The organism is Ruegeria sp. CDSC068, from assembly GCF_059610545.1.
Genome location: NZ_JBXWNV010000006.1, coordinates 54,130 through 80,670, shown reverse-complemented (window position 1 = coordinate 80,670; position 26,541 = coordinate 54,130). Strand labels below are relative to the sequence as shown.

The 26,541-nt window shown below is 59.0% G+C and carries 30 protein-coding genes; 14 read left to right on the top strand and 16 right to left on the bottom strand.

Annotated features, from left to right (window positions below; translation table 11 throughout):
- From AC2FID_RS13490 to AC2FID_RS13465, 6 genes are all read right to left on the bottom strand, one after another.
- On the bottom strand, window positions 1–135 hold the full coding sequence (locus AC2FID_RS13490; RefSeq protein ID WP_058273578.1) for an aa3-type cytochrome c oxidase subunit IV: 135 nt from the start codon (window positions 133–135) through the stop codon (window positions 1–3).
- A 68-nt stretch (window positions 136–203) separates the two neighbouring features.
- Entirely contained in the window at window positions 204–764 is a 561-nt protein-coding gene (locus AC2FID_RS13485) for a hypothetical protein (RefSeq protein ID WP_496837254.1), read from the bottom strand.
- Complete coding sequence (locus AC2FID_RS13480; protein ID WP_496837252.1) at window positions 751–2,589, bottom strand: glycerophosphodiester phosphodiesterase; 1,839 nt, start codon at window positions 2,587–2,589, stop codon at window positions 751–753. The genes AC2FID_RS13485 and AC2FID_RS13480 overlap by 14 nt, the downstream gene beginning before the upstream one ends.
- Window positions 2,590–2,653: 64 nt before the next feature.
- Complete coding sequence (locus AC2FID_RS13475; RefSeq protein WP_058273581.1) at window positions 2,654–3,106, bottom strand: DUF6173 family protein; 453 nt, start codon at window positions 3,104–3,106, stop codon at window positions 2,654–2,656.
- A 4-nt stretch (window positions 3,107–3,110) separates the two neighbouring features.
- Window positions 3,111–4,157, bottom strand: a complete 1,047-nt coding sequence (locus AC2FID_RS13470) for an MBL fold metallo-hydrolase (protein ID WP_496837250.1) — start codon at window positions 4,155–4,157, stop codon at window positions 3,111–3,113.
- Window positions 4,157–5,860, bottom strand: coding sequence for an acyl-CoA dehydrogenase family protein (locus AC2FID_RS13465; RefSeq protein ID WP_282120078.1), 1,704 nt, complete (start codon window positions 5,858–5,860; stop codon window positions 4,157–4,159). Before AC2FID_RS13465 ends, AC2FID_RS13470 begins: the two co-directional genes overlap by 1 nt.
- A 137-nt stretch (window positions 5,861–5,997) precedes the next feature.
- Here AC2FID_RS13465 and AC2FID_RS13460 point away from each other — a divergent pair, with 137 nt between their 5' ends.
- The gene (locus tag AC2FID_RS13460; RefSeq protein ID WP_496756528.1) at window positions 5,998–6,948 is read left to right on the top strand and encodes an L-threonylcarbamoyladenylate synthase; all 951 of its coding nucleotides are present in this window, start codon (window positions 5,998–6,000) and stop codon (window positions 6,946–6,948) included.
- Here AC2FID_RS13460 and AC2FID_RS13455 read toward each other — a convergent pair whose 3' ends face one another.
- The gene (locus tag AC2FID_RS13455) at window positions 6,949–7,503 is read right to left on the bottom strand and encodes a YqgE/AlgH family protein (RefSeq protein ID WP_472722810.1); all 555 of its coding nucleotides are present in this window, start codon (window positions 7,501–7,503) and stop codon (window positions 6,949–6,951) included.
- A gap of 145 nt (window positions 7,504–7,648) precedes the next feature.
- On the opposite strand from AC2FID_RS13455, the gene AC2FID_RS13450 reads away from it, so the two are divergent.
- Both AC2FID_RS13450 and AC2FID_RS13445 read left to right on the top strand, forming a co-directional pair.
- Complete coding sequence (locus AC2FID_RS13450) at window positions 7,649–8,455, top strand: protein-disulfide reductase DsbD domain-containing protein (RefSeq protein WP_496756536.1); 807 nt, start codon at window positions 7,649–7,651, stop codon at window positions 8,453–8,455.
- A 13-nt stretch (window positions 8,456–8,468) separates the two neighbouring features.
- Window positions 8,469–8,888, top strand: coding sequence for an NUDIX hydrolase (locus AC2FID_RS13445; RefSeq protein WP_496837248.1), 420 nt, complete (start codon window positions 8,469–8,471; stop codon window positions 8,886–8,888).
- Here the strand turns inward: AC2FID_RS13445 and AC2FID_RS13440 are convergent.
- The 6 genes from AC2FID_RS13440 to AC2FID_RS13415 all read right to left on the bottom strand — a co-directional run bounded on the left by AC2FID_RS13440 (window position 8,885) and on the right by AC2FID_RS13415 (window position 16,379).
- Window positions 8,885–12,283: an efflux RND transporter permease subunit gene (locus tag AC2FID_RS13440; RefSeq protein WP_496837247.1), complete on the bottom strand. Its 3,399-nt coding sequence runs from the start codon at window positions 12,281–12,283 to the stop codon at window positions 8,885–8,887. The two genes, AC2FID_RS13445 and AC2FID_RS13440, sit on opposite strands and share 4 nt — an antisense overlap.
- A 5-nt stretch (window positions 12,284–12,288) precedes the next feature.
- The gene (locus AC2FID_RS13435; protein ID WP_496707335.1) at window positions 12,289–13,743 is read right to left on the bottom strand and encodes an efflux RND transporter periplasmic adaptor subunit; all 1,455 of its coding nucleotides are present in this window, start codon (window positions 13,741–13,743) and stop codon (window positions 12,289–12,291) included.
- Between the two features lie 106 nt (window positions 13,744–13,849).
- A complete protein-coding gene (gene moaB, locus AC2FID_RS13430; protein WP_496837246.1) occupies window positions 13,850–14,392 on the bottom strand; it encodes a molybdenum cofactor biosynthesis protein B in 543 nt (180 codons plus the stop codon).
- A 6-nt stretch (window positions 14,393–14,398) separates the two neighbouring features.
- A complete protein-coding gene (locus AC2FID_RS13425; RefSeq protein WP_496756543.1) occupies window positions 14,399–15,019 on the bottom strand; it encodes a LysE family translocator in 621 nt (206 codons plus the stop codon).
- The gene (locus AC2FID_RS13420) at window positions 15,016–15,615 is read right to left on the bottom strand and encodes a metallophosphoesterase family protein (protein ID WP_109312951.1); all 600 of its coding nucleotides are present in this window, start codon (window positions 15,613–15,615) and stop codon (window positions 15,016–15,018) included. The genes AC2FID_RS13425 and AC2FID_RS13420 overlap by 4 nt, the downstream gene beginning before the upstream one ends.
- Complete coding sequence (locus tag AC2FID_RS13415) at window positions 15,612–16,379, bottom strand: uracil-DNA glycosylase (protein WP_496837450.1); 768 nt, start codon at window positions 16,377–16,379, stop codon at window positions 15,612–15,614. The genes AC2FID_RS13420 and AC2FID_RS13415 overlap by 4 nt, the downstream gene beginning before the upstream one ends.
- A 46-nt stretch (window positions 16,380–16,425) precedes the next feature.
- On the opposite strand from AC2FID_RS13415, the gene AC2FID_RS13410 reads away from it, so the two are divergent.
- The 9 genes from AC2FID_RS13410 to AC2FID_RS13370 all read left to right on the top strand — a co-directional run bounded on the left by AC2FID_RS13410 (window position 16,426) and on the right by AC2FID_RS13370 (window position 22,238).
- The gene (locus tag AC2FID_RS13410; RefSeq protein ID WP_282120069.1) at window positions 16,426–17,079 is read left to right on the top strand and encodes a scavenger receptor class F, member 2; all 654 of its coding nucleotides are present in this window, start codon (window positions 16,426–16,428) and stop codon (window positions 17,077–17,079) included.
- A gap of 59 nt (window positions 17,080–17,138) precedes the next feature.
- On the top strand, window positions 17,139–18,074 hold the full coding sequence (locus AC2FID_RS13405; RefSeq protein WP_496837243.1) for an aspartate carbamoyltransferase catalytic subunit: 936 nt from the start codon (window positions 17,139–17,141) through the stop codon (window positions 18,072–18,074).
- The gene (locus AC2FID_RS13400; protein ID WP_282120067.1) at window positions 18,071–18,589 is read left to right on the top strand and encodes a hypothetical protein; all 519 of its coding nucleotides are present in this window, start codon (window positions 18,071–18,073) and stop codon (window positions 18,587–18,589) included. Before AC2FID_RS13405 ends, AC2FID_RS13400 begins: the two co-directional genes overlap by 4 nt.
- The gene (locus tag AC2FID_RS13395; protein WP_282120066.1) at window positions 18,574–18,960 is read left to right on the top strand and encodes a hypothetical protein; all 387 of its coding nucleotides are present in this window, start codon (window positions 18,574–18,576) and stop codon (window positions 18,958–18,960) included. Before AC2FID_RS13400 ends, AC2FID_RS13395 begins: the two co-directional genes overlap by 16 nt.
- Window positions 18,957–19,424: a hypothetical protein gene (locus AC2FID_RS13390; protein WP_496837241.1), complete on the top strand. Its 468-nt coding sequence runs from the start codon at window positions 18,957–18,959 to the stop codon at window positions 19,422–19,424. The genes AC2FID_RS13395 and AC2FID_RS13390 overlap by 4 nt, the downstream gene beginning before the upstream one ends.
- Window positions 19,421–20,701 carry a dihydroorotase gene (gene pyrC / locus AC2FID_RS13385; protein ID WP_496837239.1) on the top strand — a complete coding sequence of 427 codons (1,281 nt, stop codon included), beginning with the start codon at window positions 19,421–19,423 and terminating at the stop codon, window positions 20,699–20,701. Before AC2FID_RS13390 ends, pyrC begins: the two co-directional genes overlap by 4 nt.
- The gene (plsY, locus tag AC2FID_RS13380; protein ID WP_496837237.1) at window positions 20,701–21,306 is read left to right on the top strand and encodes a glycerol-3-phosphate 1-O-acyltransferase PlsY; all 606 of its coding nucleotides are present in this window, start codon (window positions 20,701–20,703) and stop codon (window positions 21,304–21,306) included. Before pyrC ends, plsY begins: the two co-directional genes overlap by 1 nt.
- The gene (locus AC2FID_RS13375) at window positions 21,303–21,569 is read left to right on the top strand and encodes a hypothetical protein (RefSeq protein WP_282169849.1); all 267 of its coding nucleotides are present in this window, start codon (window positions 21,303–21,305) and stop codon (window positions 21,567–21,569) included. Before plsY ends, AC2FID_RS13375 begins: the two co-directional genes overlap by 4 nt.
- 195 nt (window positions 21,570–21,764) lie before the next feature.
- Window positions 21,765–22,238, top strand: coding sequence for a YHS domain-containing (seleno)protein (locus AC2FID_RS13370; protein ID WP_058273690.1), 474 nt, complete (start codon window positions 21,765–21,767; stop codon window positions 22,236–22,238).
- A gap of 92 nt (window positions 22,239–22,330) precedes the next feature.
- On the opposite strand, the gene AC2FID_RS13365 is transcribed toward AC2FID_RS13370, so the two are convergent.
- On the bottom strand, window positions 22,331–23,314 hold the full coding sequence (locus tag AC2FID_RS13365) for a quinone oxidoreductase family protein (RefSeq protein WP_113792005.1): 984 nt from the start codon (window positions 23,312–23,314) through the stop codon (window positions 22,331–22,333).
- Window positions 23,315–23,505: 191 nt separating this feature from the next.
- On the opposite strand from AC2FID_RS13365, the gene AC2FID_RS13360 reads away from it, so the two are divergent.
- A complete protein-coding gene (locus tag AC2FID_RS13360) occupies window positions 23,506–24,363 on the top strand; it encodes a DUF2189 domain-containing protein (RefSeq protein ID WP_496837235.1) in 858 nt (285 codons plus the stop codon).
- A gap of 35 nt (window positions 24,364–24,398) precedes the next feature.
- Here the strand turns inward: AC2FID_RS13360 and AC2FID_RS13355 are convergent, their stop codons facing one another.
- Both AC2FID_RS13355 and AC2FID_RS13350 read right to left on the bottom strand, forming a co-directional pair.
- Window positions 24,399–25,385, bottom strand: a complete 987-nt coding sequence (locus AC2FID_RS13355; protein ID WP_496837233.1) for an NAD(P)H-quinone oxidoreductase — start codon at window positions 25,383–25,385, stop codon at window positions 24,399–24,401.
- Window positions 25,386–25,440: 55 nt separating this feature from the next.
- Window positions 25,441–26,133: a COQ9 family protein gene (locus AC2FID_RS13350; RefSeq protein WP_496837231.1), complete on the bottom strand. Its 693-nt coding sequence runs from the start codon at window positions 26,131–26,133 to the stop codon at window positions 25,441–25,443.
- A 111-nt stretch (window positions 26,134–26,244) separates the two neighbouring features.
- Here AC2FID_RS13350 and rpsU point away from each other — a divergent pair, with 111 nt between their 5' ends.
- Window positions 26,245–26,451, top strand: coding sequence for a 30S ribosomal protein S21 (gene rpsU, locus AC2FID_RS13345; protein ID WP_005614280.1), 207 nt, complete (start codon window positions 26,245–26,247; stop codon window positions 26,449–26,451).
- The last annotated feature ends 90 nt before the right edge of the window (window positions 26,452–26,541 follow it).

The following is a 26,541-nucleotide window of genomic DNA, read 5'->3' as shown; positions in this document are numbered from 1 at the left end:
TTATGCGGCGAAGACCGCCAGGAACAGGCAAAGGAGGGCGATGGCAACCACACACCATGTGGTGGCTTTGACGAAACCATCAAAGGTTTTGGTTTGAACAGTGATATCCATTTCGCCGTGCTTGTGTTCAGCCATGAGTCTCAGAATCCTAATTCGCGTGTTTGAAATGTTGGATAATGGAAAATCCGGGGCCTGTCACCACGTCATTCGCGCGCAGGGGCCAAAGGTGGGAACACCGAGCACCCCGGATACCCAAAACCCCAACGCCAGGGCAGGCCCGAACAGGGGCCGCCGCCGAATCGGACCGCCGCATACATCGCCTCGGCCGTGACAGAATGAGCGGTGCGAATCTGTTCGGCCGTCATGTCATAGCGCTCGGCATATTCCTCGGCATGGTCTGTCCCATGCTTTTTGACGCAAGCACGCAGGGTCTCGTCTGCAGACAGGCGTGCGTCATAGCTGTCTTCGGCCCGCAAAGCCCCGCCAGCATGGTGATAGGCGCGATCATGGGTCACACAGCAGTATTCCCACGGTGGGTGCGCCTCATACAGTCCCCGAAAGCTGGGGAACGTATCCGCCACAAAGCGCCAACTGGCCGAAAGACCACCCGAACAGCCATCCGTTTCAAACGGAGTCAACTCTGCGCTGCTGCGCTCTGCCATCAGGGAGCGATGCGCGGGCAACTCAAAGCTGCGCATGACGTCTTGCGCGAAGGCTGGCGAGGCACTCAACAAAAGGATTGCTGCCAGATTAGGGGCTTTCATCGCGCATCGCCTCAGTATCAAAGGACATGCCAAAGGTCGTCGCCAGCCATAACAACAACCGCTCTGCCGGCCCCAATTCGGCGCGCACACGCAGAACTTCATTTGCCATCGCTGGTCGGTCCGTGATCAGCCCATCCACCCCCATCGACGCCATCGCCGACATTTGCAGCGGATCATTCACTGTCCAGACATAGATGTCCTTACCCGCCGCATGGACCGAATTGACCAAACCCGGCGTCGCCATCGCGGCGTTCACCGCAACAAAATCACCTTCGAGACCTGAGAGATTACCCACAGCAGTCGCGGCCAGAACACCGGCGCGCCAGTCGGGGCGAATCGTCTTCATCTTTTGCACTGCCGGGTATTTCAGGGACATCGTTGCAATGTCGTCCTGCATGCCCAGTTCTTCGACGAGGGCGACAACCCGATTCTCAAGGTCTACGTCGTGGCCGTAGTATTTCAGTTCGATAATGACCTTGGCCTTGCCCTTCGCGGCCTCCAGCACGTCACGCAGCGTCGGCGTCCGCTCATCTGCGTATTCAGGGCCAAACCAGCTGCCGATGTCGATCTGATCGATATCCTCCATCGTGGCATCCCACACCTTTAGGTTAACACCGGCCAGTTTCATGAAATCACTGTCATGGGCGACGATGACTACATCATCCGCTGTTTCCTGCACGTCGATCTCAACCCAGTCGGCCCCGTCCTCGATCGCCTTGAGAACCGAGGCCATCGTGTTTTCGGGCTTCAGCGCGGCAGCGCCGCGATGACCGATAACCTCTGCACGGTCCGATGCCTGCACCCTTTCCAGAAGGTGCTGCCCGAACCATATCCCAACAAGAACAGCAACGATGGCGGCCCCAACAGCCGTGACCATTGTTCTGCGCAGGTTGCGCGGCTTTGGAGGGGTTGGTTCCGATGTCTGGATATCAAAGAACCCATCGAGCAGAACTGCCAATGCGCCCAGAGCCGTGGCTGCCAATACCAGTCCGGCCAGTGACCAGATACCGGCGACGGCGAGGCTGTAAATCAGGGCCAATCTCAGGTTGGCTGCGCCTTGCAGCGGCACCAGTGCGAACAAAAGCCCGGCCAACCAGGCGATCACGGCAGCGATGACAAAGCGCACAGCCAGCCACATGGCCAGTTCTACCTTGAGGCGTCCGCGCTTACCTTCCATCCGACTGGCACTGATGCCAAACGCATGTCCGGGGTGAACGCCCTCGAACAAAACCAAATGCAGCGACAAAGCCCAGGCTGACAGGCGTCGGATCAACACCCAGGCCATAGCCAGCACAACCGCCCCGATCAGCACCACAGCCACCCAGAATGAGGGCGGGTGGAATGTCAGATAATAGTTGATGTCATATTCAGTCAGCGTCCACCACGCGATCACGGCAGAAACGATCGCAAAGGGCAGAACCAACAGCAAAACACGCACAACAAAGCGCACCGCAAATCCGAACAGGGATGGAAGCCGCGACAGGATCAGCCTGATCGAAGAACTGCCGGCGCGCCATGGGTCCGGCTCTGCCATCCGCAGCGACCCGGCCATGACCGAGAAGACAAACACTTCGGCCAGTAGAAACAGGCTGAGCACCACAACGGCCGCAATAAACCCGGCAGGTGAGAGAACGAATGCAGCGATCGCCTGATCAGTCAGCGCCGTCTGGTTAGATAGCGATACGGCAAGATTCACCGTGATCGCCACGCCGGGCGCAATCAGCGCAACCAAAAGCAGGCGCACAACAAGATAGATCGGCACAAAGACACGGCGACGGGCCCACGCACCTTTGTAGGCACTTGTAACGGCAGAGAAAGTGGTCACGCGAGGCCCCCTTGAATGGTAAACTCATTCAAGGCTGCGCAGACGTGAATTGCAAGTCAGGTGATCAGCTTTCTTCCAGATCCGCCGCCAGACGGAACCCGATCCGGTTGGCGGGTTTGTCCTCGACCGATTTGGGCAGGGCCCGCAGCATCACGTTCAACTGGCTGACATGTTGTACAAGCTGAGTGCGCGCGCCGGTCGCATCGGACCCATAAAAGGTGATGATATCGGGATCAAAATACCCCATCCCCTCGATCCGCATGACGCCTGCGTCGCCGCCGGTGAATCCCATCGCAACCTCTTGGTCGCCTGTCAGGGTCTTCTCGAAATTCTGGATATAGAGGATCAGACGTTCATACGCCCATTGCGCGGGGCTTTTTGTTTCAACCGGTTTTTGCAACGGACCGGGCAGGTCTTTTGCGCCTGACTTTGCTTCGGGGTCGGAATGCACTTCGTAGCAGCGCGGCAAAGCTGCGGCTTCGGCGGCCTCGGCCGAGGTTTCGATCTGATCCTGCATAGCTTTACCCTTTGCGCTGAAACTCCCACGCCCCGTTCGCGCGGCGCGTTCGGGTGACAGCTCCAATGTGGTAAAGATGATTCAGATGTGCAACCGCTTCGACCAGCGCAAGCCCATACTCGCCACCGCTGATCTGCCGTTTGAACAAGGGCATGAAACATTCGGCAGCGGTCTTGGGCTGGTCCAAATACTTTTCCAAACGATCCAATGCACTGTGGTGGTTGTCGATCAGTTGCCTCATCCGGATGGGCAGCCCGGTGAATGGCAGCTTGTGCCCGCCCAGCGCCAGATGATCGGGTCGCGCCAGCCCCTGAAGCCGTTCGCAGGCCTCAAGCCATTCAGCAACCGGATCCGCCAAAGGTTCGGTGACATAGACACCCAGGTTGGGACTGATCGAACTGAGGATCTGATCGCCGGTGATCACCAGATTGTCGTCGCGGCTCCAGAATGTCGCGTGTTCGGGGGCATGGCCATTGCCCATATGAACATCCCAGTCGCGCCCACCCATGCGGATCACACTGCCTTGTTTGATCCGAGTGAAACCCAGCGGCATCGGATAAACTGTGTCGCAATAATTGAAGGGGCGCTCGGCCATCCGCTTGGCCAGCACGTCGGGTGCCATTCCTGCACTGCGGTAATAGTCCAGCGTCTCCTGGGGCCAACTTTCCTGAACATCCAGTTGCAGCATCCGCGAAAACAGCCAGGCGGTGCGCGACGCCACCAGTTCCACACCATGCTCGGATTGAAACCAACCCGCATTGCCCACGTGATCGGGGTGATGATGAGTCACAACCACCCGCGTGATCGGCTTGCCCGCCAATGGGCCTGCCATCAGCTTTTCCCAGATGCGCCGTGTTTTGTTCGACGACATTCCTGTGTCGATCACGGTCCAGCCGTCGCCATCGTCCAGCGCGTAAATGTTAACGTGATCCAGCGCCATGGGCAGCGGCAAACGCATCCACAGAACACCTTCGGCAATCTCGGTCGCCTCGCCCTCGGCCGGAGGCTCTGACCAGGGATATCTGATTGCCAAAGGGGTTTCTCCGTCCATCAGGATACAAACTCCTCGGCGCTGAGCCCGAATACATCATCTGCCCCGTTCTGTGCTTGAACAAGCAGCCCAGCATATTCAGGCAACAGCGCGTTGATGTAATACCGGGCCAGCTTAAAGCGCGGGCCACCCGGTTCTGCCAAAGCCGACTTCAGGTGGTAATGTGCACCCAAAACGCGGGCAAAGGCGTGCAGATACGGCAACGCCCCGGCAAACCGATTGTTCATATCAGACTGCGCCACCATCCACTCGGTCGTCTCGCGCAAGCTTTCGGTCGCTTCCCAAACCGGGCCAGCCAGTTCGGGCATCGTCGCCCGCGCCTGTTCAGCATGATCTTCGATCTCGTCCAGTAGGCGCGAGGCTGCTTCGCCGCCATCCATCATCTTGCGCGCCACCAAATCCATCGCCTGAATACCGTTGGTGCCTTCGTAGATCGCGGTCACGCGGACGTCGCGATAATACTGAGCAGCACCGGATTCCTCGATGAAGCCCATACCGCCATGTACCTGAACACCGGTCTCAGATACGCGCATTCCCGTCTCGGTGCCAAAAACCTTGCCAATCGGCGTCAAAAGAGCGGCACGAGACATCCAATCGGCGTCGCCCGTTGCATTGGCCATATCGATGGCCGCGGCGTTGGCCAGCATAATCGCACGCGCAGCGAAAGTGTCAGCACGCATGCTCATTAACATCCGACGCACATCCGCGTGGTCGATAATGGTGCCCGAGGGGGTTTTGCCCTGTTTCCGCTCCAACGCATAGGCCAGCGCGTGCTGATAGGCACCTTCGGCTGCACCCACGCCCTGACCGCCAACACCTAGGCGCGCGTTGTTCATCATGGTGAACATCGCGGCCATGCCGCCATGTTCCTTGCCTACAAGCCAGCCTTTGGCACCGTCAAACTGCATCACGCAAGTTGGTGAGCCGTGCAGGCCCATCTTGTGCTCGACCGATACGACCTTCAGATCATTGGCCACACCGGGATTGCCGTTCTCATCCGGCAGCAGCTTGGGCACCAGGAACAGCGAAATGCCCTTGGTTCCGGGAACGCCATCTGGCAGGCGCGCCAGTACCAAATGGCAGACATTCTCAGCAAAATCGTTGTCACCCCATGAGATAAAGATTTTCTGCCCTGTCACAGAAAAGGTGCCATCCCCATTGGCTTCGGCTTTCGAAGTCAACGCACCCACATCCGACCCGGCCTGTGGTTCGGTCAGGTTCATGGTACCAGACCATTCACCTGCCATCATCTTAGGCAAATACAGCGCCTTGAGCTCATCGCTGGCGTGATGTTCCAGCGCTTCGATCTGGCCCTGTGTCATCAGCGGCGCAAGTTGCAGCGACAAGCAGGAGGCCGACATCATCTCGTTCACGGCGGTGGTCAGCGTCATCGGCAGACCCATGCCGCCATATTCCGGATCACCGCTCATCCCGACCCAGCCGCCTTCGGCTATGGCTTTCCAGCCATCAGCATACCCGGTCGAGGTACGCAGCACGCCGTTTTCCAAGCGCGCGGGCTCAAGATCACCGGGGCGTTGCAGAGGGGCCATCACCTCTTCGCAAAGTTTTCCGGCTTCGGTCAGAATGGCACTGACCACATCGTCGCTGGCTTCCGAGAACTTCTCGGTGGCAGCGATCTTGTCAAAATTGACCGCGTGGCGGAACAAGAATTCATAATCAGAGATTGGGGCGCGATATGGCATGTCTTCCCTCTAGGCTGTCTGATTGCGTTTACGCCGACGGGCTTGGAATTTCCACCGCCCACCTTTATGCATCTGAGTTCCACCGATTAGGTATCGGTCCAAATGCTATACGCAATCAAAACGCGGCGTCACCACCAATGATCCCCAACGGCACTCTGACATTAAACGCCGATCCTGCCGGAATTGCGCAGGCGGCAGACCTGCTGCGGCAAGGCCTTCTGGTGGCTTTCCCAACCGAGACTGTCTACGGCCTGGGCGGGGATGCCCGTAACGGAGAAGCGGTGGCAAGCATCTATACCGCCAAGGGACGACCCAGCTTCAACCCGTTGATTGCGCATGTGGCCTCGATCGAAGCCGCCCAGCGGTTCGTGACATGGTCCGATCAGGCCGAGGCCTTAGCGGCCGCGTTCTGGCCCGGACCGCTGACTCTGGTTCTGCCACTGCGACCGGATCACGGGATTTCATCGCTGGTGACAGCTGGGCTGGACACGCTCGCCGTGCGAGTGCCAGCCCACCCTGCGGCCCGTGCGCTACTGTCCGAATTCGACGGCCCGGTCGCCGCGCCATCTGCCAATCCGTCCGGGCAAATCAGCCCGACCACAGCCGCACACGTCCTGTCCGGCCTGAATGGGCGCATCGCCGCGGTTCTGGACGATGGACCTTGCGGGGTCGGGTTGGAAAGCACCATCGTGGGCGTTGCGCGCGAGCCTGCCCTTTTGCGCCCCGGCGGCGTTTCGCTGGAACAGATCGAGGCGGTTCTGGATACTCAGCTGCACCACCACCAGCCGGGTGATGCGCTGAACGCGCCCGGCCAGCTGCAATCGCATTATGCTCCGGATGCGCCCGTTCGTCTGAACGCCAGCACCGCGCAAGGCGATGAAGTTCTGCTGGGGTTTGGCCCAGTGGACTGCGATCTGAACCTGTCAGCGAAAGGTGATCTTGCCGAGGCCGCTGCCAACCTGTTCGCCGCACTGCACAGCCTGAATGACACCGGCAGACCAATTGCGGTGACCCAAATTCCCGAACATGGTTTGGGTGCGGCCATTAACGACCGCCTGCGCCGCGCTGCGGCCCCGCGTAACGGCTGATCAGGCGCGCCCGGACTCGGCAGACAGGATCAAGGGGTCAACGCCCAAAGTCGCAAGCGCACCGCTCCATTTCTCATCATCCGGCACATCAAAGACCAGCTGTGACGACGCCTCAGTTGTGAGCCAGCCGTTCATGGCGATCTCGTCCTCAAGCTGGCCAGGTCCCCAGCCCGAATAGCCCAGCACCAAAGTAGAGTTCAAAGGCCCGCGCCCCGAGGCAAGATCCTCGAGGATATCCAGCGTTGCCGTCATGCTGAACTCATCCGTGATGTGCATGGAATGCAAGTTCGCCTCGTAATCCGAGCTGTGCAGGACAAAACCACGCGACATCTCGACCGGACCGCCGAAATGGACCAAACGTTCACCCACAACCGGAATCCGGCAGGGGATGTTGAGCTGACTCAACAGAGTTTTCAGCCGCAGATCCGAAGGTTTGTTGATAATCAACCCCATAGCACCATCTTCGCCATGGCTGCACAGGTACACCACCGAATGATCAAAACGCGGATCGCCCATGCCAGGCATCGCAATCAACAGTTTTCCGGTAAGATCCATGGGCCGACATCTCTTATCAGGTATGCTTCAACAATGACCCTTGGTCACCCCGAATGGCAAGGGATCAGCGCACATTTCCGCAGATTTCATCCCGGTTACCGGAACGTGACTTGGATTCTGTGCCGCAACCGCGCATTTATGAACCATGAGCGTAAAAAATGTATTAGCGGCAATCGCCATAACCTTTGGTCTGGCCTTACCTGTAACAGCGCAGGTCAACGGCCCCGTTGCCGAGTTGGATATTCTGGATGGCGGACGCACCGCTAAAGGAACGTACCTCAGCGCCGTGCGTGTGACGCTGCAGGACGGTTGGAAAACCTATTGGCGTGCGCCGGGGGATGCTGGCATTCCACCGCAATTCGACTGGAACCGTTCGAACAACGTCGGGGATGTGTCGATTACATGGCCCGCACCCAATGTTTTTGACCAGAACGGATTGCAATCGATCGGCTACGAAAACCAACTGGTTTTGCCAGTCGAGATCACGCCGAAAAACCCGGCCAAGCCCGTACGCCTGCAGGGAACGATGGATCTGGGCGTCTGCAAGGATGTTTGCATCCCGGAACAGCTGGATTTCGACCACACGCTGAACGCAGACGCCGGGCGCAACCCCACCATCGCCGCTGCACTGGCACAAAGGCCCTTTTCCGAACACGAGGCCAGAGTGGCCCATACCACCTGTCACCTCTCACCCACATCAGACGGGATGAAGATCGAGGCCCGGGTGACCATGCCCTCGGCAGGCGGTCGCGAGGTGGCCGTGATCGAGCCGGGGAACCCGGCGCTCTGGGCTTCGCAGACCGAGACGACGCGAACCGGCAACACTCTGATCGCAACCTCTGAGGTGATTAATGCATCCGGTGGACCGTTTGCGCTGGATCGGTCGGAAATTCGGATCACCGTGTTGGGGGCAAATCACGCAGTCGACATTCGGGGATGCAGCGCAAGCTGAGCCCGGTGATTTCATGACACAAACTCCAAAAATCGGCGCTTTGGCAGTAGTCCTGCATCAGGACCAAGTGCTGCTGGTTCAACGCAGCAAGCAACCTGATGCTGGGCTATGGGGGTTTCCTGGGGGTCACGTGGAATGGGGCGAGACTGTTTTGCAAGCCGCGCAAAGAGAGCTGCGCGAAGAAACCTCGGTCATTGCAGACCCACATCACTACTTAGACAATCTTGATTTGCTGCGCTGGAACGAAAACGGCGACGTCCAGACACACTACCTGCTGGTAGGCGTGGCCTGTCAGTATCAAACCGGCGACCCCAATGCAGGTGACGACGCGCTCGATGCGCGTTGGTTCCCTGTGGATCAGATCCGCCGCGGCGAACTAGAGATGAGCAACCGCGTCATCGATCTGCTGGAAACCGCCCTGCGCCGGACTTAGGTCGCGGGCCTTTTGAGCCGGGTATAAAGCAAGCCTGAGACTGCCACGCTGAGGAACAGTATCAGCGCAGCACCTGTAACGAATGCGCCCAAGCCCATCCGAAGAATAGCCATGCCATCCTCGCCCGCATAAAGCCCGGACAAGAACCCGATGGGCGCGCCGTAAATTGCGGGCCACACCATCGTGACCGTAAACCATGAAAGCAGGGCGAGGCCCGAACACGCCAACGTCCCCTGCACCACACGGTCCGGGGCACGTGCCGCCCGACGCATCGCGGTCATTGGGCGAGACAGATCGTTCAGAATGGCAAGCAACGCCGGGACTAGCAGCAGGACCAGCAACATTCCAAAGCCCAGCCCATAGACCAAAGTAATGACTGTGGGTTTAAGAAACTGCGCCTGCTGCGACCCTTCATACAGTAACGGGGTCAGCCCCAGAACCGTGGTCAGCGTCGTCAGCATCACAGGCCGCAACCGGTCTGCGGTGCCTTCAACTATCGAAGGCACAAGCCCGCGCTCTTTCTGGTAATCGTCGATGGTCGTCACCAAAACAATCGAATCATTGATGATGATCCCCGTCATCCCCAGCAGACCGACGACCGTGAACATGCTTAGCGGAACTTCCCACAGGTAGTGCCCCCAGATCGCGCCGACCAACCCAAATGGGATAATCGCCATCACCACCAGTGGCCGCGTCCAGCTGGCAAACACCCAGGCCAGTACAAGATAGATACCCGTCAGGCACAGAATCAAGCCGGTGCGCGCCTCGGACAGGAACTCGTCTTCCTGTTCGCTCAGACCGGCCATCCGCCATTCGACCTGTCGTTCCGAGGCGATTTTCGGCAGGATTTCCTCGCCCATGGCACGTGCAATCTCAGCCGCGCGCGTCGGGTCATCTTCCGAGATGTCGCCATTCACCGATATCACCCGCAGGCCATTTTCGCGCCGGACGGTCGAGAAGCCGGACTTTCGCTCGACCGACACGATATCGGCCAACGGCACATACACTCCATCGGGTGTACGCATCAGAGTGCGCTCCAGGAAATCGGCGGTCAGCTCTCCTTCGGGCAGTTCAACCCTGATCTCGGCACTGCGCGGGCCATCCGGGAAGGTCGCCGCCTCGATCCCGTTCAACCGGTCGCGCAACACGCGTCCCAGCGTTTCGATCCTGAACCCCAGCGACTGACCCTGCGCTGTCAGGTCCAGAATGTACTCTTCCTTGTCATAGGCAAGGTTGTCTTCCAGCGCCGAAACTTCAGGGTATTTTGACAGCTCGGTCTGCAAGTCCTCTGAGGCGGATTTGAGCGTGTTCACATCCGCGCCATAGAACTGAACGTCAATGGCATCGCCACCGGGCCCAGATCGCCATCCCCGGAAGCTGAGCAGTTCGACCTTCGGGTGGCGCGGAACAAAATCCTGCAACTCACCCACAAACTCAAAGCTGGAATAGGGGCGCAGATCCGCGTCGATCAGCTCGATAGAAATACCACCCAGCAAGTCAGCGTCTTTACCATCGGCGGCGGCCAATCCCCATCCTGCGGACCCGCCCACCTCGGCCAGCACATAGTCGATCGGGTTATGACCGTGGCGGTCTTCATAAATTTGGCCCAGCTCTTCGGTCGCGCGCTGCAGCTCATGCATCATGGCCACAGTCTCGGCGCGGGTGGCACCTTCGACCATTATGAAGTTGCCCGTGACCGAGCCGCGCTCGGGCGCGTTAAAGAACCGCCAGTTCACATCACCTCGAATGAACAGGGCAAACTGGCTGGCCAGGATCACCACCATCATGGCAACCACCACATAGCGTGCCCAGACAACCCAGGCGATCAGCGGTCGGAACAGATGATCCCGTACCCAGCGGAACCCGCGATTGACCACGCGGTTGGGCAGATCATACCAGTGCTCTTTGGTGGAATGCGCGATGGCATGCGCCATGTGGTTCGGCAGGATCAGGAAGCATTCGATCAGCGAGGCAATCAGCACCGCAATCACGGTAAAGGGGATGTCGCGGATCAACTCGCCAAACCGGCCGCCAACCAGGGTCAGACCAAAAAAGGCAATCACCGTCGTCAGGGTCGCCGCAAAGACCGGCATCGCCATGCGTCGCGCCGCTCGTTCAGCGGCCACCATTGGGGCCTCACCTAATCGGCGCGCGCGGAAATCGGCATGCTCACCCACGACGATGGCGTCATCCACAACAATGCCCAGCGTGATGATCAAGCCGAACAGGGACACCATGTTGATCGACAGCCCGCCGACATACATAAAGGCAATCGCGGCAGACATGGCAACCGGAATGCCGGCAGCGACCCAAAAGGCGATCCGCGCATTCAGAAACAGAAAAAGCAGACAGACCACCAGGCCCAAGCCAACAAGGCCGTTGTCGACCAGAATATCCAGACGGTCGGTGATCGCCTGAGCGCGGGTTCTGATCAGCTCGATCGTCACACCTTCGGGAACGCTGGCCTGCATTTCCGTCACAACGTCTTCGACCGCGTGCTGGATTTCGATCGCGTCACCCAGGTTTGAGCGATCTACCCGCACCGACATTGCCGGATTTTCGCCCACAAAGTAGCTGCGATTGCGGTTGACCCCTTCGACCCGGATCTGCGCCACATCGCCCACCAGCAACTTAGATCCGTCCGCAAAATTGCGCAGGGCGATACCTTCGATTTCTTCGGGTGTGCGCTTTTCCGTACCCGTGCGAATACGGGCATTCGCGCCGGTCACATCACCTGCTGGGTTTGCGTTGACCTCGGCCGCGACAGCTGATGCGACCTCGGACAGGGTGATGTCGTTGGCAATCAGTTGGGCGGTCGGTATCTCGACCACGATGCGCGGCGCAGCAAGCCCCCGAATCGTGGTACGGGTAACCCCAACCGCGAAAAGACGGTTGATTAATTCGTCCGTGAATTTGGCCAATTGATCAGGATCGACAGGCCCTGTCACAACCACATCGGTAACCCGGTCCCGCCAGGCACCCCGCCGGATCGTTGGTTCTTCGGCATCGTCCGGCAGGCTGGTTACACTGTCGACGGCAGTCCGGACCTCCTCGACTGCGCGGGACATGTCCCAGTTAGGCTCGAACTCCAGCCGAATGCTGGCGCGCCCCTCGCGTGACGTGGACTCGGTGCTGGCGACACCCTCGACCGCCAGCAAGGCGGGCTCAAGCACCTGAACGATACCGTTGTCCACATCTTCGGGACCGGCCCCATCCCAGTCCACACTCACGTCGACGCGTTCCAGGATCACATCCGGAAAGAACTGTGCCCGCATGTTCGGGATTGCCGCTGCGCCCAGGACCAGCATCACCAGCAGCAGCAGGTTTGCCACTGTTTTGTGACGCGTGAAGTAACTAAGTATGCCGCCTGCCGCGCCGGGGATCTCGCGCATCATGGCGCTTAGCCCCCCGCCCTGTTTTCAAGCCGCTGGACAAGCGAGGCGGGCACCTTGGCCTCGCTCAACTGACCCAGAACCCGTTCTTTGACGTCCTTTGGCATGCGGGTGCTGGCCTCAACCTGAGCGACCAACTTAGCGCGCTGTTCCACAGACAGCTCAACCATATCCGGTGCGGCCCCGGCGCTATCATCTATCCGCAGGGGCCGGACACGCACGCCCGATCCCAGCAGCGGCGTGCGGCCTATCACGACCTCACGCCCAACCAAACCTTCGCCCCGCAGCAAGACCTCATCGCCCTGACGGCGGATCAACTGGACTGGCAGCGCTTCGAGCCTGTCATTCTCATCCAGCACCAACACTGTGCCCACAGCATCCAGAACCGAAGACGGCAGCAGTACTACGTTGTCCAGCGGTTGTTCCTGCACTGTGACGGTAACAAAATCGCCCGGTTTGAACCCCGACGCCTCATCCAGTCGAGCATAGATCAAACGCCCGGTCTGCCCTTCGCCCGCCGATCCGCTGTCGCGGCTAATGCGGCCTTGTGCGGTCAGGTCGGTGCCCGTGACCTCAAGCGAGATAGTCACCGGTGCGTCGATCAGATCACCGGCTGCATCCAGCAATCGGACGTATTGCGCGGTTGAGACCCGGAATGCCACCTCCAACGCATTGGGGTCGACAAGTTCCGCCAGCTTTTCGTTCGCGGACACCAGCCGTCCTTCGACCAGTGTTACATCCGTCAATGTGCCCCCGAACCGGGCGCGGATTGTCATATCATCCAGATCGCGTTCAGCGGCCTCAAGCGAAATGCGGGCTCGTGACAACAGGGTGGTCGCCTGATCGACGCGGGACTCTGCCTGGGCCAGCGCAATCCGCCGCGCCAACACCGCCTGCTGCGCGGCAGCCTTGGCCAACTCGGCCTCTTCCACAGATGCTGCGGCCCCGACCCCGCGGGTCTGCAAATCCTGTTGGCGCTGCAAGGCGCGCCCGCGCAGTTCTGCCTGTGCCTCGGCCGAATTCAATTCATCCTGCGCCAGCAGCAGCGACCGCTCCGCGTCACGCTCTTCAAACTGCGCGTCCAGCAAATCGGATTTTGCCCGGTCCAGCGCGGACTGGGCGTCTGCGGGATCAAGTTCGACCAAAACTTCGCCTGTTGTTACCACACCGCCATCTTCAAAATCTTCGGCCAGCCCGACAACGCGCCCGCCCAGCGCGGCGCGCAACTCTAACCTGCGACGGCTTTGAACCTCGCCAAAAGCTTCAAGATATGGTGTCACGGTCTCCAATTCCGCAGACCGAACAGAAACGGCAAAGACACGCTCGCGCGCCTGCGGAGCCGACTCCTCCCGTGTCAGAACGTCTTGCACGGCGCCCGAAATCATCTGCGCCGCCACAAACAACAGGGCCACTGTCAACGACGTCAAAAAGACTCCAACAAGGCTTTGCCTCAGAAATCGCATATAAAATTCACCCCGGTTGCATCAGGCTGCCATTAGCAAAAGGTAGCTGGGCAGCAAAAAATGCCAAGCCACAAAGCGGTTATGAACGGTTTAACGTGCGACCAGTCTACTTCCGTCGCAAATGTTCGTCCAATCTGGGCATTATTTCGACGAAATTGCAGGGACGGTGGCGATAATCGAACTGTTTCTCCAATATCCCGTCCCAGGCGTCCTTGCAGGCTCCGGGACTGCCGGGCAATGCAAACAGGTAGGTACCACCCGCCACGCCACCGGTCGCACGTGATTGCACGGCCGACGTACCAATCTTCTCCATTGAAACGATTGTGAACACCGTGCCGAAAGCCTCGATTTCCTTCTCATAGACATCGCGATGCGCTTCGACAGTTACGTCGCGCCCCGTCAAACCGGTACCCCCGGTTGAAATTACCACATCTATTTTCGGGTTAGCGATCCAAGTCCGCAACTGATCAGCGATCTTGTTGCGTTCGTCCTGTATTATGCTGCGATCAGCAACGTGATGCCCGGCGCGTTCGATGCGGTCCACAAGTGTTTGGCCGGATTTGTCCTCGTCCAGCGAACGCGTGTCCGAGACGGTCAGCACGGCGATACGGACCGGAATGAAGTCTTTGGTCTCATCAATGCGCGACATGTTTCCTCAGGCCCTTTCCAAGATGGCAAGCCGGATCGCGAGGGCTGCGAAAATCCCTCCTGTCACCCAGCCCATGATGCGCGAAGCGCGCGGGTTCGCGATTAGCATCCGCCCCGCACCACCGGCAAAAATTCCCACTAGCCCATTCACCACAAATCCGCCCAGCGCAATGATGGATCCGAAAATCAGAAACTGCAGCAGGATCGAACCCGCCGCCGGGTTCACGAACTGCGGAATAAAAGCCAGAACAAACAGAATTACTTTGGGGTTGGTCAGGTTCACCACCAGCCCGTCCCGGAATGCCAATTGGGTGGGACCGGAGGGAGCATCCGCAGAAACCGCCCCATTCCGAAACGCCCCCCAGGCGAGATACAGCAGATAAGCAACGCCCATCCAGCGGATCACATCGAACAGCCAGGGCATCGTCGCCACAGCCGCTCCTAGACCGAGACCCGCCACCAGAACGTGAACCATCGATCCGACGGAGATACCTGCGCTGGCGGCGATTGCAGGCCGCGCCCCGGACCGCAGTCCCTGCCCAAAGCAGAACATCATGTCCGCCCCGGGGGTCAGATTCAGGGCAATTGCCGCCGGGATAAACGCCAGCAGCGTAACTGTTTCAATCACGTGGTGACCTCGAACCAATTTACTGTGGGGCCAAGATTGGCGATCTGCGTCACGCCGATTGCGCCTCGGTAACCCCAGCTGTCATGGATATGGCCACAAAGGGCAAATTGCGGCTGCAACCGCTCGATTGCGTCACGGACCGCCACCGATCCTACCGCATCACCCGTCGACGTAAGATCGCCGTGACCCTTGGGCGGAGAATGGGCAATCAGGATGTCAGCCCCTTCGCACCGGTCCAGCAACTCAGCCGCTTCAGGGTCCGTCAGATCACAGGACCACTCACCGAATGGCGTCACTGGCACGCCGTAACCAAGGCCAAACAGACGCAGTCCATCCACGGTCATGCCTGTCCCGTGTAAAACATGCACGCCTTCCGGCGCAGCGTCGGTCAGTTCACCTGCACTTTCGGCATTGCCCGGAACCAGAACCAGCGGTGCATTGACGCCGCACAGCATCGCCATCGCGTCATCCAGCCCTTGCCGCATGTTGCAATAATCTCCGGCTCCGATAACCAGATCGGCCTCATCGCTGGCTGCAACAACGTCTGCGGCACGGTTTCGCGCCATATGCAGGTCCGAGAATGCGAGGATCTTCATGCCTTGCCCTCCAGCCTTGCTTTGAGTTCCAGCAAATCGGCCCATGCCTGCCGCTTCATCTGTGGCTGTCGCAGCAGATATGCAGGATGGAACATCGGAATAACCGGCAAGTCCATCGCCTGATCCCACTGACCCCGAAGCCGTGTGATCCCACGTTTGCCCAGAACAGCCTGACAGCTGATATTGCCCATCACCACCAAAACCTCGGGTTTGGCCAAGGCCACGTGCCGTTCGAGAAACGGCTTCAACATGCCAATCTCTTCGGGCTTGGGATCCCGGTTCTGCGGTGGGCGCCACGGCAGGACGTTGGTGATATAGACGTTTTCGGTCCGATTCAGATCAATCGCGGCCAGCATTCGGTCCAACAACTGACCGGCGCGTCCGACAAAGGGCTTGCCCTCGCGGTCCTCATCGCGGCCCGGGGCCTCTCCGATAATCATTACCCGCGCACCCGGGGTGCCGTCGGCAAAGACCAACTGCCGCGCACCGCGCTTCAACTCGCAATGGTCAAACGCGTCCATGGCCGCCTGCAACTGATCCAGCGACCCTGCAGCCTGTGCCGCAGATTTCGCAACCGCAACCGGATCAACTTGCTTGGGTTTTTCTGGTGCGGTCTGGGCCTTTGCGGGTTTCTTGGCTTTGGGCGCAGTATCCGGCAACGCATAGCGATCCACCGGTGCATCACCGATAGCATCCGTTGCGCCCAGCTCGATCTGCCATTCCAGCAGAGCACGGGCAGTATGATAGTCCAAAGCCGATTCCATAGCTCTCAATCTAACCACCTTTTGAACGAGGGAAAGCAGATAGACCTTGATTGGTCAGTCCATCGCGCCGACGATTGCCATATTCATGTTGTCTGTATTGCGATTCTTGTTTCTTGGTTTGCTGCTGATCATTCTCAGCAGTCCTACTTCTGCGCAGTTCAAAGACAGATATGGCCAGTGCCGCGCGGGCCAATTCAAATGTGGCAGCACATGCTGTTCGGGTGGCCAAAGATGCAGCTTTGATGGCCACTGCATTCCATTGGGCGGCACCTATTGCGGCGGCGGCCGTACCTGCGGCCCATTCGAACGCTGCGTGGCAGGCGGCACCCGATGCGCACCAGCGGGGCAAAATAAGTGCAGGTCGCGTCTGGACTGCCCCGGCGGCAGCATCTGCAATGCCCGTGGCGAATGCGAGCGCAATACACCTGACATTCTGGAACTGCCTTCACTGACATGCGACGACGGTCGCATTTGCGGATCCGGATCGTCTTGCCTGCCGGGTGGCGGATGTTCACGCCCCGGCTGGTATCTTTGCGAAAAAACCGGGTCGCAGTGCCGTCAGGGGTTCAAGTGTTCCAAAAATCAGGGCTGTGTTCCCGTCAAGGCCATCGATTGCGGATACGGCAAGTGGTGCAAGCCCGGCGAACAGTGCCTGCCCGAAGGCGGATGCGAGAAACTGCCCGAAGGATCTGATCCTTAGGTTGCCTTGCGCAGCGCGGCTTCCTATAAGCGGCGCGATTGTCAGACAGGAGCCCGCCAATGCGTTTCGCCCATCGTCACCTTCTTGGCATCGAGCATCTGTCGCAATCCGATATTACTGCCATTCTCGATCTGGCCGAGAAATACGTCGACATGAACCGCCAGTCGACCAAGCATTCCGACGTGCTGTCGGGCCTGACCCAAATCAACATGTTCTTCGAGAACTCAACCCGCACGCAGGCCAGTTTCGAAATCGCAGGCAAGCGGCTGGGCGCGGATGTGATGAACATGGCGATGCAGGCCAGTTCGATCAAAAAAGGCGAGACGCTGATCGACACAGCGATGACGCTGAATGCGATGCACCCCGATTTGTTGGTGGTGCGCCATCCGCATTCCGGCGCGGTCGACCTGCTGGCGCAGAAGGTGAACTGCGCGGTGCTAAATGCCGGTGACGGCAAACATGAACACCCGACGCAGGCTCTGCTGGACGCACTGACCATTCGCCGCGCCAAAGGTCGCCTGCACCGACTGAATATCGCAATCTGCGGCGACGTCGCCCATTCCCGCGTGGCGCGGTCAAACCTGATCCTGCTGGGCAAAATGGAAAACCGTATTCGTATGATTGGACCACCGACGCTGCTCCCAAGCCAGTTTGCCGAGTTTGGCGCTGAAATTTACGACGACATGAACGAGGGCCTGAAGGACGTCGACGTCGTGATGATGCTGCGCCTCCAGAAAGAACGGATGGATGGCGGGTTCATCCCCTCGGAACGGGAATACTATCACCGCTATGGTCTGGACGCCGCTAAGTTGTCGCAGGCCAAACCGGACGCCATCGTCATGCATCCTGGCCCAATGAATCGCGGTGTTGAGATTGACGGAACGCTGGCGGACGACATTAACCGGTCCGTTATTCAGGAACAGGTCGAAATGGGCGTCGCCGTTCGCATGGCCGCAATGGAACTGTTGGCCCGCAACCTTGGTGAGGCCGCATGAGTGATCTGAACGTCGCCCCCCACGAACATGGCGTCCTCCGCCTGTTTCACTTGGACATGCGGCCCGAAGCAGCAAAGTTCCTGCGCGAACCGGGCGCCGCCGACCAGATTCTGGGTGTCGAGGGTCTGGATCCCGTTCAGATCGACGTCTTTCCCGTATCAGATCTCGAGGAACTGGGTCTTTTCGGCTATCTCAACGAAGGGTGCGGCGTTCCCAAAGATCAACTGGATCGGGCTGCACTTGGCAGCGTTGAAGGCTGGGTCATGGTCGTGCGCAGTGCCGCGTTTCAGGGACGTGCCGCCACTTTGCAACCGGACCCCAAAGTGCAACTGATCGGCCTTTATACAGAAGAGGCGACAAGCTGGACCGGTGGAGCAATTAAAACCGAAAGCGCGGAACCGTTCTCGGCACCGCAAACCCCGCCACAGGACGATAAACCCGGCCGTATTGGGTCGGCCATGCTGGCAGTGGTGGCGCTGGTGGTCATCGGAGGCATCCTGTGGCTGATCCTGTGACCTTCACCCCCGACAAAGGTGCGTATATCCGCACGAATACATGGCTGGCCGCCGGGGCCATGGCCGTCGCGATGATCGTGCTGTGGCTGGTCGGCAACCCCTACGTCTGGACCGGGGCGCCCGCCGGTCTTGCCGCGGTTGCCTTTCGCGCATGGTACCTGGCCTCAGAAGAACTGACCACCACATGGCAGATGACGGACACCACCCTAACCGGCCCTGGCCCGCGCAATGTGGCGCTGAACCAGATACAGGCGGTCAACCTCATGGGCAGCTTTGTCCAGATCGTCACCAAGGGCGGCGACAAACACCTGATCAAATATCAGGCTGATCCCGCCGCCACCAAAGCCGCCATCGAGAGGGCGATTAGATGACAGCCGTAGAAGATTGGGTGCGTTCAAAGATACCTCTCAAAGAAGAGGTTTTGTGGGTCGTTCACCCCGATCAACGCGTGATCCCAAAGCACGCGTCCTTTTTTGGACATTGGCTAGCTGCTATTTCTTTAGTGGTTTGGATTCCAGTGCTTTTCTCACTGAAGGTGTCGTGGGAATATCTGCCGCTCTACATCATCCCGATAAGCACAACCGCTTTTTTGTTCATCGATTATTACAACCGCACGCATTGCATCTACGCGATTACAAGAAAATCTGCATGGATCGTCAGGAAGCTTTTGGTTTCAAGGCAATGGCATTCAAAGAGCGTTGAAATCACTCCATCTCTTAATATCAGGCCCGCGCCATTTGGGATCGAACTAAAGCCGTTCTTTTTCTTTGATAGCCTAGAAGACAAAGAAGCCGCTTTGGCGGCATTGCACCAAGCCCAAGAGGCCTCGAAATGACTGCTGCACTTTTCACCAACGCCCGCCTGATCGACCCGGAAACCGGCACCGACAGCCTAGGCTGGCTGCATGTATCCGATGGCCGGATTGCTGCGCGCGGCGAAGGGGCCGCTCCGACGCCGGAGGCGCAGGTCGTCGATTGTGGCGGGCAGTGCCTTGCCCCCGGCATTGTCGATATCGGCGTCAAGGTCTGTGAACCGGGTGAGCGACACAAGGAAAGCTATAAATCTGCCGGTCTGGCCGCTGCGGCCGGAGGCGTGACCACCATCGTGACCCGCCCCGATACCAGCCCCGCGATCGACACGCCCGAAAGTCTGGAGTTCGTCACCCGCCGCGCGCAGGCAGACACTCCGGTGAACGTTCTGCCCATGGCCGCGCTGACCAAGGGCCGCGAAGGGCGTGAGATGACCGAGATCGGGTTCCTGCAGGATGCCGGGGCCGTCGCCTTCACCGATTGCGACCACGTCGTTGCCAATACCAAAGTGTTCTCGCGCGCCCTGACCTATGCCCGGGCCTGCGGTGCGCTTGTCATCGCCCACCCGCAAGAGCCCATTCTCAGCAATGGTGCCGCAGCCACCAGTGGCAAGTTCGCCGTGTTGCGTGGCTTGCCCGCCGTTTCGCCCATGGCCGAGCGGATGGGACTGGACCGCGACATTGCCTTGCTTGAGATGACCGGAGCCGCCTATCACGCTGACCAGATCACCACCGCCCGTGCCCTGCCCGCGCTTGAACGGGCCAAGCGGAATGGTTTGGATATCACCGCAGGTACGTCGATTCACCACCTGACTCTGAACGAGCTGGACGTGGCCGACTATCGCACCTTCTTCAAGGTCAAGCCGCCGCTGCGATCCGAGGATGACCGGCAAGCAGTGATCGAAGCGGTGCGGACCGGCCTGATTGATACGATCAGTTCCATGCACACGCCTCAGGATGAGGAAAGCAAACGCCTGCCGTTTGAAGAGGCGGCCTCCGGCGCGGTAGCGCTGGAAACCCTGCTGCCCGCCGCCTTGCGTCTGTATCATGCCGGGCAGTTGGACCTGCCGACACTGTTCCGCGCAATGGCCCTAAACCCGGCGAAAAGATTAGGGCTGGACAGTGGCCGTCTGTCCGAAGGCGCGCCTGCGGATCTGGTGCTGTTTGACCCGGATGTGCCCTTTGTGCTGGACCGGTTCTCGCTCAAATCCAAATCTCAGAACACACCGTTTGACGGCCAGCGGATGCAGGGTAAGGTCACCGCAACTTTCGTTGCAGGACAAGAAGTTTACCGGAGACCCTGATGCCGATCATCGACAGCACAATGACCCAGCTGATCCTGTGGGCGGCACTTGGATACCTGATGGGGTCGATCCCGTTTGGCATGGTCCTGGCCAAGGTGATGGGGTTGGGCAACTTGCGCAACATCGGATCGGGCAATATCGGCGCAACCAATGTTTTGCGGACAGGCAACAAGACCGCCGCTGCCCTGACCCTGATCTTCGACGCCGCAAAAGGCGGAGTTGCCGTACTGTCGGCGCGTGCACTGGCGGGCGAGGATGCTGCGCAGATTGCGGCGCTGGCAGCACTTTTGGGCCATTGCTTTCCGGTTTGGCTGGGATTTAAGGGCGGAAAAGGGGTCGCCACGTTTCTGGGGATCTGGCTGGCGTTGGACTGGCGCGTCGGTGTGGCCTGTTGTTTGACTTGGTTGGTTGCTGCTGCAATCTGGCGCATCTCATCCCTTGCGGCACTTGCAGCGGCGGCAACGTCCACTATCTGGGCCCTTCTGCTGACAGATTCGCAAACGCTGCTACTGGCTGGCGTCCTGACCCTGTTGGTCTATTGGCGCCACAGCGCGAATATTGCCCGCATCAAATCCGGCACTGAACCAAAAATCGGGCAGTCTTGAGCGCCCCGAACGCCTTCCTGACCGCTTTTTTTGCCATCCCCAAGGGGTCGTCGACCGGGCGTGCCCACGGCAGGCGGTATATCGTCAGTCGAACGGAATTTTCAGACGGCAAGTCGCAGAAACTTGTCGCACGCGCACTGGACGGCAGCGACTACATCAGCCTGAACCTTTATCTGACCAAACGCGGATCTCTTCTTCGCCCCTGCGAAATGCCCGCGGAAAAAGTCACCGAATTCGTTTTGGATCTGACGCCCGATACCTAAGGCCTACCCTGCATTTGTGAACAGTGCCTCTTCGCCCCTGCACATTCACAATTGATTGCTTTGAACGTGATGGGCCGCCTGCCCACTTGGGTTCCGTGACGACCAATTGCGGGTCTCACGGACAAAAAAACTCTTGGGTTGTCTGGGCGCAATTTTCTGCGTCACGTGGCAGCCCCTTCACGAAAGGTGAAAACAATGAACAAGTTCAAATCTCTTATCGGCGGCGTCGCGCTGTCTGTTGCCATTGCAAGCTCGGCTCTGGCCGCTGGTGTTGAACTGAACGCAAGCTCGACCGGTCTGGCTATGCAGGGCTATGATCCGGTTGCCTACTTCACCGCTGGCGAGCCGACCAAAGGTGACTACCGCATCACCACACTGCACAACGACGCGATGTATCGCTTTGCCAATGAAGAAAACAAAGCCGCGTTCGAAGAAAACCCCGAGGCCTACCTGCCTGCATATGGTGGCTACTGCGCATTCGGCGCTGCGATGGGCTTCAAGTTTGACGGTGACCCGACCTATTGGAAGATCGTCGACAACAAGCTGTACCTGAACCTGTCGCAAGACATCCAGCAGCGCTGGGAAGGTGACATCCCTGGTTTTGTCGAACAAGCCAGCGCCAATTGGGAAACCATCGCGGATAAAACACCGGCGGAACTGCAGCAATAATTTCTGACATTCCCCAAATAGGCGGCGGCAGAGTGTTCTGCCGCCGCTTTTCGTTTCAAGATCAAACACCAACGAGCCGGGCTCAGTCGGTCTTACGGCTCCAGGACCGTGCTGCCTGTAGTCTGACGCGCTTCAAGAACCCGATGCGCCTCGGCCACCTGATCCAACGGGAACCGCTGGTCGATGTGGATTTTGACCTCGCCGCCCTCAACCTTGCCGAACAGCCGCCGTGCCATTGCCTGACAAACGGAAGGGTCGGCGATATGGGTAAACAACGTCGGTCGGGTGATTTTCAAGGAACCTTTCTTGCCCAAAATACCGATATCCATCAACGGGACCGGACCTGAGGCATTGCCGAATGAGATCATCATTCCCAAGGGTTTCAGGCAGTCCAGCGAGCCATTGAACGTGTCCGCGCCGATGGAATCCATGACCACATCCACACCTTTGCCGCCGGTGATTTCGGCCACACGTTCGGCAAAGTTCTCGGTCCGGTAGTTGATGCAATGCGCAGCCCCGTTGAACTGCGCGAGGCTGCATTTTTCGTCTGTTCCGGCTGTTCCGATCAGGGTGATGCCCTCGGACTTGGCCCATTGGCAGGCAATCAGACCAACGCCACCGGCGGCCGCGTGAAACAGAACCGTGTCACCCCGTTTCAAAGGCGTTGTCCGGTGAAACAGATACTCGACCGTCATCCCCTTGAGCATCATCGCCGCAGCCGCGTCAAAAGAAATCCCTTCGGACAACGGACACACCTGCGCCGCTGGCATCACGCGCGCCTCACAATAGGCCCCAGCGGGAGCTGCGGCATAGGCCGCGCGCTGGCCCGGTTTCAGATGGGTAACACCTTCGCCAACAGCCTCAATCACACCTGCCGCTTCCATGCCCAGCGCGTGCGGTAAATCCATCGGGTACAACCCGGTGCGCTGATAGACATCGATGAAGTTCAGCCCACAGGCCCGGTGGCGGATGCGAACCTCGCCAGGTCCGGGGTCGCCCAAGGGCCGGTCTTCGATCTTTAGAACTTCGGGACCGCCGTGTTCATGAATGACGACGGTTCTTGCCGTTTGCTGCATGCTGACCTCCTGTTGCCTGACGCCAAGCTAACACGCCTGTGAAACAGGGCAATTGGTAGGTTTTCGCTGCCGCGCAACCACAACGGGAAAAACTGTGCTATACTGGGGTGTGAGCGTTGCCGGCTGGTCCGGCCAAAGGCAACCACCGCCGGATTCAACCCGTTGCGCACTGGCAAAGGGAGGGGATCAAGATGGCCAAAACAATAGGAAATCCGATCAGTTGGGCCGCCCGAAACATCGGCGCGACCGGCGATCATATTACCGAAAGCGTGAACCATATCGGCAGCGCGGAAACTCGGCATCTGCCGCAGGTGCAAACACTGACGATGCAGGACCTGAAGGCCTGTTTGCAGGCCGGGTACAATGATTTTCTGGAAACACGGGCGGATGCGATTTTCATCATACTGGTTTATCCGATCGCGGGTCTGCTGATGTTCGGGTTCGGCCTTAATCGCAACATGGTTCCCCTTCTGGCACCGCTGATCATGGGTTTCGCACTAGTCGGTCCGATAGCAGCCGTGGGCCTTTACGAAATCAGCCGCAAACGCGAGCAAGGCGGCGAGGTCCATTGGCTGGACGCCTTGGGCGTCTTCCGGTCCCCGTCCTTCGGTGCAATTCTGGCCTTGGGGTTCTATCTGGTCATGCTGCTGCTGATTTGGCTGATGGTCGCGCAGAGCATCTATGTGCATACGCTTGGGCCTGATCTGCCCACCTCACTCGGGGCTTTCGTGACTCAGGTATTCACCACCGGCGCAGGCTGGTCCATGATCATTTTCGGCAATGCGATCGGGTTTCTATTCGCGCTGGTCGCATTGGCCATGAGCGTCGTCAGCTTTCCATTGCTGTTGGACCGTCCTGTCGGACTGCCGGTGGCGGTCGTGACGTCGGTCCGGGTGTTGCGGCATAACCCCGGTGTGATTTTGGCATGGGGGTTCATCGTAGCGGCCCTGTTGATCATCGGAGCCATCCCGATGCTGCTGGGGCTGATCGTTGTCATGCCAGTCCTGGGCCATGCAACCTGGCATCTTTACCGCCGCGCAGTGGTCTGATCGGAAAAAGCGCGGGATCTGCCCGCGCCAAAGTTTTAACCAGCGACCTTGAGGACAATCTTGCCGATGTGGCCCGAGCTTTCCATCCGAGCATGGGCGGCTGCCGCCTCCGCCAAATCGAACTCACTGTCCATGACGGGGGCCACCTTCCCAGCCTCCAGCAATGGCCAGACAGCCTCGCGCAAATCCTGCGCAATCTTCGCCTTTGCCAGATCGCTTTGCGGGCGCAACGTGCTGCCCGTCAGGGTCAGGCGTTTGACCATCATCATCGCAAAGTTCAACTCGACCTTCGGACCTTGCAGGAAAGCGATCTGAACCAGACGCCCATCCTCGGCCAGAGCTTTCACGTTGCGCGGGATGTAATCGCCGCCGACCATGTCGAGGATCAGGTTCGCCCCACCCTCAGCCCGCATGACGCCCACGAAGTCCTCATCCCGGTAATTGATCGCCTTCTCGGCCCCGAGGTTCACACAGGCCTCGCATTTCTCAGCAGATCCCGCGGTTGCAAACACCCGCGCACCAAACGCGTTCGCCAGCTGGATCGCAGTTGTGCCAATGCCGCTGGACCCGCCATGCACCAGAAAACGCTCACCTGCCTTCAGACCGCCGCGCGTGAAAACGTTGGACCACACAGTAAAGAAGGTTTCGGGCAGGCACGCGGCCTCTTTCATCCCCATTCCCGAAGGAACTGGCAGACAATGCGCAGCGGGTGTGACCACATATTCCGCATATCCGCCACCGGGCAGCAAAGCACAGACCTGATCGCCGATGGCCAGACCCTCGACCCCGGCACCAACGGCAACAACCTCACCCGATGCTTCAAGCCCCGGCAAATCGCTGGCGCCCGGCGGCGGATCATAGGCCCCGGCACGCTGCAGCGCATCCGGGCGGTTCACACCCGCATAGGCCACTTTCAGGATCACCTGTCCGGCTTGTGGTTCCGGCACCGGGCGTTCCGTCAGTTGCAGAACATCCGGACCACCGGGTTTGGTGATTTCGACAGCGCGCATCATCTGGGTCATGGGCAAATCTCCTTTGCCCAATGCCTAGCAGGCAATTTCTGGAAGGCCCAGACGCTTACTTGCGCGGGTTCAACATACCCGGCAAATCAGCCCGCATCCTCGTCGGCGCTTTTACCTGACCAGCCAACCAGTTCGGCACCGCCAAAAACGGTTTGAACAACGGGTTGTCATTGACCTGCGCCTTGATCTTTTCGAACTGCATGACGTTGTCTATCCGCCGATCCAGAAACTCCCAAGTTTTCTGGTGATCGGGGGAATCGTCGCCCAGCCAGAACAGCAGAGTCGTGGAATAGACGCCCGACAACGTCGCCCGTTTCGTGTACCAGTTCACGTCTTCCGAGGAATCGCCCAGCGTGTCCCAGATCAGATCGCAGGTCTTCCACAAGGCTTTTGCCCCATCGGCTGCGTGGGTCGGCAGCGAAAACAACGTCATGCCCCGGCGAACAAGCTCTTTGTCCGGAACCGCCTCAAGCCGGAACCGAACTGCAGCGGCGATTCGCTCGCGGAACTTCAACTCGCTCAGGTCCGAGGACTTCAGCCGATCCTCCATCGCCGCGTCGCCGCGCGCGTGAAAGGCCAGTGCCAGATCAACCGCGCCACGGGGACAAATCGCGCGCGCCAGCGTGTCATCCATATTGCAATCTAAGATAGCTGCACGAAAGCTGGCTTCGGACCAGCCGTCAAACGGCACATGGATCAAAATCGCGTCCAACAACTGCTGCTTGGAGTCTTCATATGTGGTGGTCATGGCGGTTCTCCGGTTCTGGGGACCAGTACTAGACAAGATAGAACGGCTTTGCTATACGGCCAATTCCTGCAATTTCCTTGCAACTCTATCTAGAAAGGTGGTGACAACCACATGCAGGTTAGTGTTCGCGACAATAACGTCGATCAGGCGCTTCGTGCCCTGAAGAAAAAGCTGCAGCGCGAAGGCGTGTTCCGCGAAATGAAGCTCAAGCAACATTTCGAGAAACCGTCCGAGAAAAAAGCGCGCGAGAAAGCTGAAGCGATCCGCCGTGCCCGTAAACTGGCACGTAAGAAAGCACAGCGCGAAGGTTTGCTCTAAAACCTCGTTCGTCCAGCTTTGGATGACACTATTTGACGACCCCCGAGGCATCGCCCGGGGGTTTGTCGTTTCTAGGGTCGGATGATTTAC

Bases quoted from the DNA above. Each gene is read 5' to 3' on its own strand.
- AC2FID_RS13490 (WP_058273578.1), bottom strand. From the start codon at position 135: ATGGCTGAACACAAGCACGGCGAAATGGATATCACTGTTCAAACCAAA.
- AC2FID_RS13485 (WP_496837254.1), bottom strand. From the start codon at position 764: ATGAAAGCCCCTAATCTGGCAGCAATCCTTTTGTTGAGTGCCTCGCCA.
- AC2FID_RS13475 (WP_058273581.1), bottom strand. From the start codon at position 3,106: ATGCAGGATCAGATCGAAACCTCGGCCGAGGCCGCCGAAGCCGCAGCT.
- AC2FID_RS13470 (WP_496837250.1), bottom strand. From the start codon at position 4,157: ATGGACGGAGAAACCCCTTTGGCAATCAGATATCCCTGGTCAGAGCCT.
- AC2FID_RS13465 (WP_282120078.1), bottom strand. From the start codon at position 5,860: ATGCCATATCGCGCCCCAATCTCTGATTATGAATTCTTGTTCCGCCAC.
- AC2FID_RS13460 (WP_496756528.1), top strand. From the start codon at position 5,998: ATGATCCCCAACGGCACTCTGACATTAAACGCCGATCCTGCCGGAATT.
- AC2FID_RS13455 (WP_472722810.1), bottom strand. From the start codon at position 7,503: ATGGATCTTACCGGAAAACTGTTGATTGCGATGCCTGGCATGGGCGAT.
- AC2FID_RS13450 (WP_496756536.1), top strand. From the start codon at position 7,649: ATGAGCGTAAAAAATGTATTAGCGGCAATCGCCATAACCTTTGGTCTG.
- AC2FID_RS13445 (WP_496837248.1), top strand. From the start codon at position 8,469: ATGACACAAACTCCAAAAATCGGCGCTTTGGCAGTAGTCCTGCATCAG.
- AC2FID_RS13440 (WP_496837247.1), bottom strand. From the start codon at position 12,283: ATGATGCGCGAGATCCCCGGCGCGGCAGGCGGCATACTTAGTTACTTC.
- AC2FID_RS13435 (WP_496707335.1), bottom strand. From the start codon at position 13,743: ATGCGATTTCTGAGGCAAAGCCTTGTTGGAGTCTTTTTGACGTCGTTG.
- moaB (WP_496837246.1), bottom strand. From the start codon at position 14,392: ATGTCGCGCATTGATGAGACCAAAGACTTCATTCCGGTCCGTATCGCC.
- AC2FID_RS13420 (WP_109312951.1), bottom strand. From the start codon at position 15,615: ATGAAGATCCTCGCATTCTCGGACCTGCATATGGCGCGAAACCGTGCC.
- AC2FID_RS13415 (WP_496837450.1), bottom strand. From the start codon at position 16,379: ATGGAATCGGCTTTGGACTATCATACTGCCCGTGCTCTGCTGGAATGG.
- AC2FID_RS13405 (WP_496837243.1), top strand. From the start codon at position 17,139: ATGCGTTTCGCCCATCGTCACCTTCTTGGCATCGAGCATCTGTCGCAA.
- AC2FID_RS13400 (WP_282120067.1), top strand. From the start codon at position 18,071: ATGAGTGATCTGAACGTCGCCCCCCACGAACATGGCGTCCTCCGCCTG.
- AC2FID_RS13390 (WP_496837241.1), top strand. From the start codon at position 18,957: ATGACAGCCGTAGAAGATTGGGTGCGTTCAAAGATACCTCTCAAAGAA.
- pyrC (WP_496837239.1), top strand. From the start codon at position 19,421: ATGACTGCTGCACTTTTCACCAACGCCCGCCTGATCGACCCGGAAACC.
- plsY (WP_496837237.1), top strand. From the start codon at position 20,701: ATGCCGATCATCGACAGCACAATGACCCAGCTGATCCTGTGGGCGGCA.
- AC2FID_RS13370 (WP_058273690.1), top strand. From the start codon at position 21,765: ATGAACAAGTTCAAATCTCTTATCGGCGGCGTCGCGCTGTCTGTTGCC.
- AC2FID_RS13365 (WP_113792005.1), bottom strand. From the start codon at position 23,314: ATGCAGCAAACGGCAAGAACCGTCGTCATTCATGAACACGGCGGTCCC.
- AC2FID_RS13360 (WP_496837235.1), top strand. From the start codon at position 23,506: ATGGCCAAAACAATAGGAAATCCGATCAGTTGGGCCGCCCGAAACATC.
- AC2FID_RS13355 (WP_496837233.1), bottom strand. From the start codon at position 25,385: ATGACCCAGATGATGCGCGCTGTCGAAATCACCAAACCCGGTGGTCCG.
- AC2FID_RS13350 (WP_496837231.1), bottom strand. From the start codon at position 26,133: ATGACCACCACATATGAAGACTCCAAGCAGCAGTTGTTGGACGCGATT.
- rpsU (WP_005614280.1), top strand. From the start codon at position 26,245: ATGCAGGTTAGTGTTCGCGACAATAACGTCGATCAGGCGCTTCGTGCC.